The 11632-nt window shown below is 51.3% G+C and carries 11 protein-coding genes; 2 read left to right on the top strand and 9 right to left on the bottom strand.

The window, feature by feature from the left end; all coding sequences use genetic code 11:
• Nucleotide 1 precedes the first annotated feature (1 nt).
• The 9 genes from rffA to trxA all read right to left on the bottom strand — a co-directional run bounded on the left by rffA (nt 2) and on the right by trxA (nt 8574).
• Nucleotides 2-1132, bottom strand: a complete 1131-nt coding sequence (rffA, locus tag OGV89_RS00885) for a dTDP-4-amino-4,6-dideoxygalactose transaminase (protein ID WP_048234255.1) — start codon at nt 1130-1132, stop codon at nt 2-4.
• A 4-nt stretch (nt 1133-1136) separates the two neighbouring features.
• Complete coding sequence (gene rffC / locus OGV89_RS00880) at nt 1137-1814, bottom strand: dTDP-4-amino-4,6-dideoxy-D-galactose acyltransferase (RefSeq protein WP_032938460.1); 678 nt, start codon at nt 1812-1814, stop codon at nt 1137-1139.
• Nucleotides 1811-3073 (bottom strand): UDP-N-acetyl-D-mannosamine dehydrogenase, encoded by a 1263-nt coding sequence (gene wecC, locus OGV89_RS00875; RefSeq protein WP_003844619.1) that lies wholly within the window; start codon nt 3071-3073, stop codon nt 1811-1813. Before wecC ends, rffC begins: the two co-directional genes overlap by 4 nt.
• Nucleotides 3070-4200: a non-hydrolyzing UDP-N-acetylglucosamine 2-epimerase gene (wecB, locus tag OGV89_RS00870; RefSeq protein ID WP_003844618.1), complete on the bottom strand. Its 1131-nt coding sequence runs from the start codon at nt 4198-4200 to the stop codon at nt 3070-3072. Before wecB ends, wecC begins: the two co-directional genes overlap by 4 nt.
• A gap of 55 nt (nt 4201-4255) precedes the next feature.
• Nucleotides 4256-5302: an ECA polysaccharide chain length modulation protein gene (wzzE, locus tag OGV89_RS00865; protein ID WP_003844617.1), complete on the bottom strand. Its 1047-nt coding sequence runs from the start codon at nt 5300-5302 to the stop codon at nt 4256-4258.
• Nucleotides 5303-5314: 12 nt separating this feature from the next.
• Nucleotides 5315-6445: a UDP-N-acetylglucosamine--undecaprenyl-phosphate N-acetylglucosaminephosphotransferase gene (gene wecA, locus OGV89_RS00860; protein WP_176602770.1), complete on the bottom strand. Its 1131-nt coding sequence runs from the start codon at nt 6443-6445 to the stop codon at nt 5315-5317.
• Between the two features lie 202 nt (nt 6446-6647).
• Nucleotides 6648-7907: a transcription termination factor Rho gene (rho, locus tag OGV89_RS00855; protein WP_002437993.1), complete on the bottom strand. Its 1260-nt coding sequence runs from the start codon at nt 7905-7907 to the stop codon at nt 6648-6650.
• Between the two features lie 87 nt (nt 7908-7994).
• Nucleotides 7995-8114, bottom strand: coding sequence for a rho operon leader peptide (locus OGV89_RS00850; protein WP_049259789.1), 120 nt, complete (start codon nt 8112-8114; stop codon nt 7995-7997).
• 130 nt (nt 8115-8244) lie between these two features.
• Nucleotides 8245-8574: a thioredoxin TrxA gene (trxA, locus tag OGV89_RS00845; protein ID WP_001280776.1), complete on the bottom strand. Its 330-nt coding sequence runs from the start codon at nt 8572-8574 to the stop codon at nt 8245-8247.
• Between the two features lie 143 nt (nt 8575-8717).
• Between trxA and rhlB the strand changes: the two genes are divergently transcribed.
• Nucleotides 8718-9986: an ATP-dependent RNA helicase RhlB gene (rhlB, locus tag OGV89_RS00840; RefSeq protein ID WP_003017994.1), complete on the top strand. Its 1269-nt coding sequence runs from the start codon at nt 8718-8720 to the stop codon at nt 9984-9986.
• Between the two features lie 136 nt (nt 9987-10122).
• Entirely contained in the window at nt 10123-11604 is a 1482-nt protein-coding gene (gppA, locus tag OGV89_RS00835; RefSeq protein ID WP_003017996.1) for a guanosine-5'-triphosphate,3'-diphosphate diphosphatase, read from the top strand.
• Nucleotides 11605-11632: the final 28 nt, after the last annotated feature.

Genomic DNA, 11632 nt, shown 5'->3' with positions numbered 1-11632 from the left:
TTCAGGCGAAGTAGTTGAGTAAGGTCGAAATTACCGTTCGCTGGTTGACCGGCGACAGGTTGTAGAACAGCGGTAAACGCAGCAAACGCTCGCTCTCTTTGGTGGTGTAACGATCAACACCGGCAAATACGCCGAATTTGTCGCCAGCCGGGCAATCATGCAGCGGGATATAGTGGAACACCGCCATAATTTCAGCTTCTTTCAGGAAGTTAATCAACGCCGTGCGATCGTCGATATCGCGCAGCTTGATGTAAAACATATGGGCGTTTTGCACGCAGTCTTCCGGTACAGAAGGCAGCTCGATACGTCCGGCACGCGCCAGCGGTTCAAGAGCATCATAGTAGTTCTGCCACAGCGTCAGACGCTGCTGGTTAATGCGGTCCGCTGCTTCCAGTTGCGCCCACAGATAAGCGGCCTGTAGATCGGACATCAAATAGCTGGAGCCGATATCACGCCAGGTATATTTATCTACCTGGCCACGGAAAAACTGGCTGCGGTTTGTCCCTTTTTCACGGATGATCTCTGCACGTTCGACTAATTTTTTATCATTAATCAGCGTCGCGCCGCCTTCACCACCTGCGGTATAGTTTTTGGTCTCATGAAAGCTAAAGCAACCGATGTGACCAATCGTCCCCAGCGCCCGACCTTTGTAAGTCGACATAACGCCCTGGGCCGCATCTTCCACCACAAACAGGTTATGTTTGGTCGCCAGCGCCATAATAGTATCCATTTCGCAGGCCACACCCGCGTAATGCACCGGCACAATCGCGCGGGTTTTGTCGGTGATCGCCGCTTCAATCAGCGTTTCGTCAATGTTCATGGTATCCGGGCGGATATCAACAAAGACAATTTTCGCGCCTCGCAGCACGAAAGCATTGGCCGTGGATACAAACGTATAGCTTGGCATAATGACTTCGTCGCCAGGCTGGATATCCAGCAGCAATGCCGCCATCTCAAGCGATGCGGTGCAGGAAGGCGTCAGCAATACTTTCTCGCTGCCAAAATGCTGTTCCAGCCACTGCTGGCAGCGACGGGTAAAACCGCCGTCGCCACACAGTTTGCCGCTGTTCATCGCAGTCTGCATGTAATCGAGTTCAGTGCCCACCACCGGCGGTGCGTTAAATGGAATCATCGTGTCACCTGTATAACCAATACGCGGTGCTTTCCACATTCGCACCACTGTGTATATAACGTTTAAGCGCGGCGGTATTGCCCATTTGGGTCGCCACACGCAGTGCTGTTTTACCGTGAGCCTGCGCCCAGCAAAGCGCGGCCTGCATCAGTTCTGCTCCCGCCCCACGCCCGGCTAGCAGGCCAATTCGCGCCTCGGTCGCATTCAGTTCACGCAGCGAGACATAGCCACGAATCTCACCTGTTGGTGTACGAAAAACGAGGCATTGATGATCGAACGTCCCCAGCACCGCGTTTTCAATCCACTGCGCATAAAAACGCGCGCTGGCATCTGCGGCATACCACGGGGCGCGAAAACGACTTTGCGCGAACGCCTGTCCTGCCAGATGGCGTAATGCAGGGATATCCGTAGTTTGTGCGACCTGCGCACCGGGGTCACCATGCGCACACGTCACTGGCAGCACAAAATCTACTTCACCTTCAACCAGTGAGAAGCCCATTTGTTGCAGGGCATCTAATGCTTGGGTATTGGCGGCAGGTATTTTTGCCTGTACCCGCGACCAGGGCTGCAACGCATCCGCAGTCAGAACCGACGCGTGTTGGTCAAAACGCACAATAGCGCTATGCACGCCAAAGAACGTATTTTCCCAGCTAAGCGGCTCAATACTGGCGCGGATTTTCACCGCCAGACCCCTTTGGTATCAACGACATATTGCTGGTGAACCACACCGCCTTTAATGGCTTTAAATTCATTGTGGTCGACCAGCAAGACCAGCACATCGGCGCTTCCCAGGGCATCGTCCAGCGTTGCCAGTTGGCACAGACCTTCCAGTTTTTTCGGCAGTTGATGGATATTCGGTTCCACCACCAATGTTTCGCCTTTGTGCCAATGCGCGATACTTTGCGCAATTCCCATCGCCGGGCTTTCACGTAAATCATCAATATTCGGTTTAAATGCCAGACCAAAACAGGCAATTTTCACTTCGCTGGCCCGTTTATTGGTATCCGCCAGACAGTCGGCCACGGCAGCTTTTACCCGATCGACCACCCAATGAGGCTTACCGTCGTTTACCTCACGCGCGGTGCGAATCAATTTCGCCTGCTGCGGGTTCTGCGCCACGATAAACCACGGATCAACTGCGATACAGTGCCCGCCAACACCCGGACCCGGCTGCAAAATATTCACGCGCGGATGGCGATTTGCCAGGCGAATCAGTTCCCAGACGTTGATCCCCTGATCGGCGCAAATCAGCGACAACTCATTAGCGAAGGCGATATTGACGTCGCGGAAGCTATTTTCAGTCAGCTTGCACATTTCCGCAGTGCGGGCGTTGGTCACGACACATTCCCCTTCAAGGAAGATGTTGTACAGCTCACTGGCGCGTGCGGAACAGACTGGGGTCATGCCCCCAATCACGCGGTCGTTTTTAATCAGTTCAACCATCACCTGGCCCGGCAGCACACGTTCTGGACAATAAGCAATGTTAACGTCAGCCTGTTCACCGACCTGCTGCGGGAAAGTCAAATCAGGACGCATTTCAGCCAGCCATGTGGCCATCTGTTCGGTAGCCCCGACAGGCGACGTCGATTCAAGGATCACCAACGCGCCTTTTTTCAACACCGGTGCAAGAGACTTGGCTGCGGCTTCAACGTAGACCATATCGGGTTCGTGCTCCCCCTTAAACGGAGTAGGCACAGCAATCAGAAAGGCATCCGCATCTACAGGGGTTGTGGTCGCACGCAGAAATCCATTTTCGACCGCCGTTTTCACCACGGCGCCCAAATCTGGCTCAACGATATGAATTTCACCGCGATTAATGGTATCCACCGCGTGTTGATTTACATCTACGCCAATCACATGCTTTTGACGGGAAGCAAAGGCAGCCGCCGTCGGCAGTCCGATATAACCCAGCCCAATGACAGAAATGGTCGTAAAACTCATAGCGATATCCGATTATTTTTTAACGCGTGTAAAATGCGGCCACATGCCTGCCCGTCACCATACGGATTATGGGCGCGGCTCATGGTCTGATATTCATTATCGTCATGCAGCAAACGCGTGACTTCTTCGACAATACGCTGCGGGTCTGTCCCTACCAGACGTACTGTACCTGCAGTAATCGCTTCCGGACGTTCCGTCGTTTCGCGCATCACCAGTACTGGTTTCCCCAGAGATGGGGCTTCTTCCTGAATCCCACCGGAGTCGGTCAGGATCAGCCAGGCATGATTCATCAGCCAGACAAACGGCATGTAATCCTGCGGTTCAATCAGGATGACGTTTTCAACGTGACCCAGAATGCGATTCACCGGTTCGCTGACGTTAGGATTCAGGTGAACCGGATAAACAATCTGCACGTTCTGATTGGCCGCAGCAATTTCCGCCAGCGCATGGCAAATGCGTTCAAAACCGCGACCGAAGCTTTCCCGACGATGACCGGTCACCAGTATCATTTTTTTATCAGAGCTCAGGAAAGGATAATGCTCTGCTAATTCAGCACGCAATTTATCGTTCGCCAGTACGCGGTCGCGAACCCAGATCAACGAATCAATAACCGTATTACCTGTAACGAAGATACGGCTATCAGAAATGTTTTCCCGTAGCAGGTTTTGGCGCGAGTTTTCTGTTGGCGCAAAATGATACATCGCCAAATGCCCGGTCAGCGTACGGTTCGCCTCTTCCGGCCAGGGAGAGTAGAGATCGCCTGTACGTAAACCCGCCTCCACATGCCCTACCGGAATACGCTGATAGAACGCGGTCAGGCTAGTGGCAATGGTGGTCGTGGTATCGCCGTGAACCAACACAACGTCGGGTTTAAAGTCAGCCAGAATAGGCTTTAATCCTTCCAGTATTCGGCAGGTAATTTCTGTTAGTCCCTGACCTGGCTGCATAATATTGAGATCGTAGTCAGGTACAATGGAAAAAAGGTTCAACACCTGATCGAGCATCTCCCGATGCTGCGCCGTGACGCAAACTTTTGCCTCAAAATCAGGATCTTTTGCCAACGCATGAACCAGAGGTGCCATTTTTATGGCCTCTGGTCGCGTGCCAAATACAGTCAGTACTTTCACATCGATTCTCTTCGGATTGGCAGTGAGGGCCCAGCCCCTCACTGCAACGATATTGCTAAATCGTGCGGCGGCGGGTTAACGCGACACCAGCACCGATCAGAGCCCCAACGATGCCCCACATAATCATCAGGAAGGCACGACGAGGGCTGTCACGTTTTACCGGTTCCTCCGGCGTACGCAAATAACGATAGGTCTGAAAACGCGGATCCAGAGTTGGCCCAACGTTCAGTGTGTTAAGCATGGCTCGGTTTTGGAAGTAGTCCAGATCGAAATCGGGACCAACAGATTGCAGGTTTTCGAGTCGCGCCTGCAGCATAGGGCGTCCAAGCAAAAACAGTTCTGAATCAGGTAATTCTTCAGCCGGAACGTCAGTGGAAGTACGCGAAATATTATGCTGTTCAGCAATTTTGAGTGCCTGCTCAATGTTGTGGACTCGGCGAGAGAAAATCGATTTCGCCACTTCTTCCTGGCGTTTTACCTGTGCCTTCATCTGCACGGTGCGCGCAGCCCAGGCTCCCTTTAACTCGTCGTTCAGATGACGCGCAGCACGCTGACTGGCAAACGCAACATACTGACGCAACAGATTGTTGGCATCGGGTGCCGTCTCGGCAATCAGCTTCACGCTGTCATTGGTATTACGAACCGCATCGCCAGGCATAAACTGAATGTTATTGATCAGTTCATCCAGCATCGCCGCATCGGCTTTGCTGTTACCCACCATACGTTGCTTGTAGTAATCAGTCTGCTGCCAGAATTCACGGCGCGTATCCCATGAGGCAAGCTGCATAATAAATTCTTTATAGGCTTCATCCATCACTGACGGTTGATCCGCTGATGCAAGACTGGCCTTGATGTCCAGGTTACGCAAGAATTGCTGCTGAGAGTAATAACCGCCCAACATATTGACCGTGGGCCTGTCTGAAATCGCCGTCGCACTCCACTCCTGACGAGCAAAGAACGTATAGGCGAGAGCGACTAACGCGAAGGCGAGAGCCATGCCGACAATCCACACTTTCCCTGCCCATAAGGCACGAAACAACCCACGGATATCCAGTTCATTTTCTGCGCTCACGGCGTGTTCCCCCGGTAATGGTTGTGTCATCGCATCCTCAATTTACTTGGTTAAGTTTGGTTTGCCTTCGCGGTGCCTTCGTAGTCTGCGCTTAACTCGCTTAATAAATCTCGCCACCTTCCATGCTCGCTTAATACAGTAACCGTAAAGACCGAATGCCAGTAAAAAGAGCACCAACATGGCCCATTCAGGGACTAAACGAAAATATTCAGCCAGTGCACCGATAGAGGCCAGAATCGCTGCAGCCAACGTGATCAGAACAAATGCCTGTCTGGAAGTAAACCCGGCGCGCATCACTAAATGATGAATATGCTGGCGATCTGCAGAGAAAGGACTCATGCCTTTACGTAAACGACGATACATGATCGCCACCATATCCATTAACGGAATGGCGATAATCCACAGAGCCGTGACCGGGCTAATAGGATGCGTTTTACCTTGAGTGGTCTCCAGCAGGATCCAGATTACCGTAAAGCCAATCAGCGTACTCCCCGCATCGCCCATAAAGACTTTATAGCGGCGTCCGAGAATCCCCAGGTTCAGTAGGATGTAAGGCAGAATGGCGGCGATCATGGCAAAACACCAGATTGCCAGGCTTGTCTGGCCATCGAACCACAGGATAAACCCCATCGCTGCGAATGAGACGCTGGATAGCCCGCCTAACAAGCCATCAATGCCATCAACCATATTAAAGGCGTTAATCGCCGCCCAGACGGCAAAAAGGGTGAGAAAATAACCAAAGGGACCCAACAACAACTCCCACGGGCCAAAAATATATCCCAGGCTACTTAGATAAAGCTCACCTTTTACCATCATCACAATAGCAATCGCCGCCTGAACGACTGCTCGTATTTTTACGCTGATGTCAAAACGATCGTCAAGCGCGCCAACAAACACCAGCACACCTGCACAGAAGAGGTATAAAGAGGCATGGGGAATGTAATAATCCGAAAGGCCAAACATGAAATTGATTCCGGCAAACACAGAAATCCCGCCCACTAACGGAATAATCCCTTGGTGACGTTTGCGGAAGTTTGGCTTATCCACTAAACCTATTTTTATGGCTACTTTTCGTGCCAAAAAAATAAAAATCGTTGTGAATAAAAAAATACTAACTAGCTCAGAGAAAGCAGCGAGTAGATTCACAGTGTATGTGTTCTCAGCATATATCATTTCCTTAAAGTATAATGCGTTAAGACGCCCCCTTGAAGAGAGCAGCTAAAACATTACACTTCCTACCTCTTGTCGGTCATGCCGCACATTGTGACAATCCATGACGCCGATAATAATGACAATTTTATCTGACCAAACATTAGGATGAATCGTAAAAGCAAAACGCCACGTAAAAACGTGGCGTTTTCAGATGATGCCCGAATCAGGAACGCTTCATCATATCGAAGAAGTCGTCATTGGTCTTGGTCATCGCCAGCTTGTTAATGAGGAACTCCATGGCGTCGATTTCACCCATCGGATGGATGATTTTACGCAGGATCCACATTTTCTGCAGCTCTTCCTGGGTGGTGAGCAACTCTTCTTTACGGGTACCGGAACGGTTGTAGTCGATAGCCGGGAAGACGCGTTTTTCAGCAATCTTACGAGAGAGGTGCAGTTCCATGTTGCCGGTACCTTTAAACTCTTCATAGATAACTTCATCCATTTTAGAGCCGGTATCAATCAGCGCAGTCGCGATGATGGTCAGGCTACCGCCCTCTTCCACGTTACGTGCAGCACCAAAGAAACGCTTCGGACGATGCAGGGCGTTGGCGTCCACACCACCGGTCAGTACTTTACCGGAAGCAGGAACCACGGTGTTATATGCACGTGCCAGACGGGTGATGGAGTCAAGCAGAATGATAACGTCTTTCTTGTGTTCAACCAGACGTTTCGCCTTCTCGATAACCATTTCCGCAACCTGAACGTGGCGGGAGGCAGGTTCGTCAAAGGTAGACGCAACCACTTCACCTTTCACCAGACGCTGCATCTCGGTAACTTCTTCCGGACGTTCGTCAATCAGCAGCACCATCAACACGCAGTCAGGATGATTGTATGCAATGCTCTGCGCGATGTTCTGCAGCAGCATGGTTTTACCCGCTTTCGGCGGAGCAACAATCAGACCGCGTTGGCCACGACCGATCGGCGATGCCAGATCCAGTACACGCGCCGTTAAGTCTTCAGTAGAACCGTTACCACGCTCCATACGCAGACGGGAGTTTGCGTGCAGCGGCGTTAAGTTCTCAAAGAGGATTTTGTTACGGGCGTTTTCTGGTTTGTCGTAGTTAACTTCGTTAACTTTCAACAGCGCAAAGTAGCGTTCACCTTCTTTCGGCGGGCGAATCTTACCAGAAATGGTATCACCAGTGCGGAGGTTGAAACGGCGGATTTGGCTGGGAGAAACGTAGATGTCATCAGGACCGGCGAGATAGGAGCTGTCTGCAGAGCGGAGGAAACCAAATCCATCCTGCAATATCTCCAGCACACCGTCACCAAAGATATCTTCGCCACTCTTTGCGTGCTGCTTCAGGATGGCAAAAATAATGTCCTGCTTGCGCATACGAGCCAGGTTTTCAAGGCCCATATTTTCGCCGAGAGTGATCAGCTCAGAAACCGGCGTATTCTTTAATTCGGTAAGATTCATAATGGTGTGAGTTCTTAAACTTGGGGTAAATCTCGAACTTAATGTTGTGAATGGTATGGCAGGGTCATCCATGCCTGTTTACGGCCATCAACTCATGTCTGTTCGCTGTCTGGTCACAGGAAAGTACGCAGAACTGAAACGACAAGACGGATTGAGTGACAAGCCAGGAATCTGTCCACTTCTCGCGCGAGAAACAACGGGAAGTATTGGATATAACTAGATTCAAACTTAATAAGGTATGTTTAATACGAAGTCAACACTAACTTAGCACGACTCAAGTCGGGCGTCCAGTCATCCGAATCATTTCGAAGTATGGTCGCCCGATCATGAGACTTCCTTACGCTAAATTAGCGTCGAGGAATTCTTTCAACTGACCTTTGGACAGCGCGCCGACTTTTGTCGCCGCAACTTCGCCGTTTTTAAACAGCAACAGGGTCGGGATGCCACGGATACCATACTTCGGCGCGGTGCCTGGGTTTTGGTCAATGTTCAATTTAGCAACCGTCAGTTTGCCCTGATATTCGTCAGCGATTTCATCCAGAATCGGAGCGATCATTTTGCACGGACCGCACCACTCTGCCCAGAAATCAACGAGGATTGCTCCGTCCGCTTTGAGTACATCCGTGTCAAAACTGTCGTCAGTCAGGTGAATAATTTTATCGCTCATAATAACTCCACAGGAATAAGCCTGGTGCATTGGTGTAGCATTAATCAACGACGTGTTGATGTAGCATTAACCAACTAAAGGTTGACTTTATTTCACCGGATACGCTTTCGTAAAGCAATAGTAAGCTGATATTCTACCACACTATGAGCAAAACACATTTAACAGAACAGAAGTTTTCCGACTTCGCCCTGCACCCAAAGGTGATAGAAGCCCTTGAAAACAAAGGCTTTCATAACTGTACGCCCATTCAGGCCCTCGCGCTGCCGCTAACGCTGGCTGGTCGTGATGTTGCCGGGCAGGCGCAAACCGGTACCGGAAAAACGATGGCGTTCCTGACGTCAACGTTTCATTATCTTCTCTCTCATCCCGCGATTGCCGATCGCAAGGTGAACCAACCGCGTGCGTTAATTATGGCGCCAACGCGTGAGTTAGCCGTGCAGATCCACGCCGATGCCGAGCCGCTGGCACAGACCACTGGTCTGAAATTAGGCCTGGCGTATGGCGGCGACGGTTACGATAAACAGCTGAAAGTGCTGGAAAGCGGCGTCGATATTCTTATCGGCACGACCGGTCGTCTCATCGACTATGCAAAACAGAACCACATAAATCTGGGCGCGATTCAGGTCGTGGTGCTGGATGAAGCCGATCGTATGTACGATCTGGGCTTTATTAAAGATATCCGTTGGCTATTCCGTCGTATGCCGCCAACCACCCAACGTCTGAATATGCTGTTTTCTGCAACCCTCTCTTACCGCGTTCGCGAACTGGCGTTCGAACAAATGAATAACGCTGAGTACGTTGAAGTCGAACCGGAACAGAAAACTGGCCATCGCATTAAAGAAGAGCTCTTCTACCCCTCCAACGAAGAGAAAATGCGTTTGCTGCAAACGCTGATTGAAGAAGAGTGGCCAGATCGCGCCATTGTTTTTGCTAACACCAAGCATCGTTGTGAAGATATCTGGGGCAGCCTTGCTGCAGACGGTCATCGTGTCGGTCTGCTGACCGGTGACGTGGCGCAGAAAAAACGTCTGCGAATCCTTGATGAATTCACCCGTGGCGATATCGACATTCTCGTTGCGACGGATGTTGCTGCACGTGGTCTGCATATCCCAGCCGTAACGCACGTATTTAACTATGACCTGCCGGATGACTGTGAAGATTACGTTCACCGTATCGGTCGTACCGGTCGTGCTGGCGCAAGCGGTCACTCTATCAGCCTGGCTTGTGAAGAGTACGCGCTGAATTTACCCGCAATCGAGACCTATATCGGCCACTCGATTCCGGTCAGCAAATATAACCCGGATGCGCTGATGACCGACCTGCCGAAGCCGTTGCGCTTAACGCGTCCGCGCACAGGCAATGGCCCACGCCGTACCGGTGGTGCTCCGCGTAATCGTCGTCGTTCAGGTTAAGAAACGTTATGCCATACACAAAATCATTCAGCCTGTATCAAGGCGGCAAGAAAACGAATCCCGATGAACCTACTTTAGTAAGTGATTCGGGTGAGAGAACGCAGCCAACACAGATACAGGTTGAAGGATGAAGTGTATGAATTCTACTTCGCTGTATGCGGCAATCGATCTCGGATCAAATAGTTTTCATATGCTGGTTGTACGCGAGGTGGCAGGAAGCATCCAGACGCTCACTCGTATCAAACGCAAAGTGCGTCTGGCTGCTGGACTCAACGGTGACAACGAGCTCTCTGTTGAAGCAATGGAGCGCGGCTGGCAATGTTTGCGCCTGTTTGCAGAACGTCTGCAGGATATTCCGCATCCACAAATCCGCGTGGTCGCCACGGCAACATTACGCATCGCCGTAAATGCCGATGTGTTTATTGCTAAAGCGCAAGAGATCCTCGGCTGCCCTGTCCAGGTGATTAGCGGTGAAGAAGAAGCGCGCCTGATTTATCAAGGTGTGGCCCACACTACCGGCGGCGCAGATCAGCGTCTGGTCGTCGACATTGGCGGGGCCAGCACAGAGTTGGTTACCGGTTCTGGCGCGCAAACCACTTCCCTGTTCAGCCTGTCAATGGGCTGCGTCACCTGGCTCGAACGCTATTTTACCGATCGTAATCTGGCACAGGAAAACTTTGACGAGGCCGAGAAAGCCGCTCGCGAAGTTCTGCGCCCGGTCGCCGACAAACTGCGTTTTCATGGCTGGAAAGTTTGCGTTGGTGCCTCTGGCACCGTCCAGGCGTTGCAGGAAATCATGATGGCGCAGGGCATGGATGAGCGCATTACGCTGGCCAAACTTCAGCAGCTTAAGCAGCGTGCCATTCACTGCGGTCGTCTGGAAGAGCTCGAAATCGAAGGGTTAACGCTGGAACGTGCGCTGGTTTTCCCCAGCGGGCTGGCCATTCTGATTGCTATTTTCACCGAACTGAACATTCAATGCATGACCCTGGCCGGCGGCGCATTACGTGAAGGTCTGGTCTACGGTATGCTGCATCTGGCGGTGGATCAGGATATTCGTAGCCGCACATTACGCAATATCCAGCGTCGCTTTATGGTCGATACAGAGCAAGCACATCGCGTTGCCAATTTAGCGACTAAATTTCTCGATCAGGTAGAAAAAAAGTGGCATCTTGAACCGATTAGCCGCGAATTACTGATTAGTGCCTGTCAGCTGCATGAAATTGGCCTAAGCGTTGATTTTAAACAGGCACCACAGCATGCCGCTTATCTGGTGCGCAATCTCGATCTCCCGGGTTTTACCCCTGCGCAAAAGAAACTGCTAGCGACGCTGTTACTCAACCAGACCAATCCCGTCGATCTCTCTTCGCTCCACCAGCAAAACGCAGTGCCACCGCGCATCGCGGAGCATCTTTGTCGTTTGCTACGCCTGGCGATCATCTTCGCCAGTCGTCGCCGTGACGATCTTGTGCCGGAAATTCAATTGGATGCAAGAAACGAGCACCTGACGGTCACTCTACCAGAAGGCTGGCTGGAACATCATCCGCTGGGTAAAGAGTTAATCGATCAGGAAAGCCAGTGGCAAAGCTATGTCCATTGGCCGCTGGACGTTCATTAGATGTTGGTTGCCGGATAGTGCTTACATA

Origin of the sequence: Citrobacter sp. Cf125 (assembly GCF_030333935.1) — a bacterium.
Lineage (GTDB): Bacteria > Pseudomonadota > Gammaproteobacteria > Enterobacterales > Enterobacteriaceae > Citrobacter > Citrobacter freundii.
This window is presented reverse-complemented; position numbering and strand designations above follow the sequence as displayed.

Excerpts from the sequence above, each read along its gene's own strand:
- rffA (WP_048234255.1), bottom strand. The coding sequence starts at position 1,132 with ATGATTCCATTTAACGCACCGCCGGTGGTGGGCACTGAACTCGATTAC.
- wecC (WP_003844619.1), bottom strand. The coding sequence starts at position 3,073 with ATGAGTTTTACGACCATTTCTGTCATTGGGCTGGGTTATATCGGACTG.
- wzzE (WP_003844617.1), bottom strand. The coding sequence starts at position 5,302 with ATGACACAACCATTACCGGGGGAACACGCCGTGAGCGCAGAAAATGAA.
- wecA (WP_176602770.1), bottom strand. The coding sequence starts at position 6,445 with ATGATATATGCTGAGAACACATACACTGTGAATCTACTCGCTGCTTTC.
- rho (WP_002437993.1), bottom strand. The coding sequence starts at position 7,907 with ATGAATCTTACCGAATTAAAGAATACGCCGGTTTCTGAGCTGATCACT.
- trxA (WP_001280776.1), bottom strand. The coding sequence starts at position 8,574 with ATGAGCGATAAAATTATTCACCTGACTGACGACAGTTTTGACACGGAT.
- rhlB (WP_003017994.1), top strand. The coding sequence starts at position 8,718 with ATGAGCAAAACACATTTAACAGAACAGAAGTTTTCCGACTTCGCCCTG.
- gppA (WP_003017996.1), top strand. The coding sequence starts at position 10,123 with ATGAATTCTACTTCGCTGTATGCGGCAATCGATCTCGGATCAAATAGT.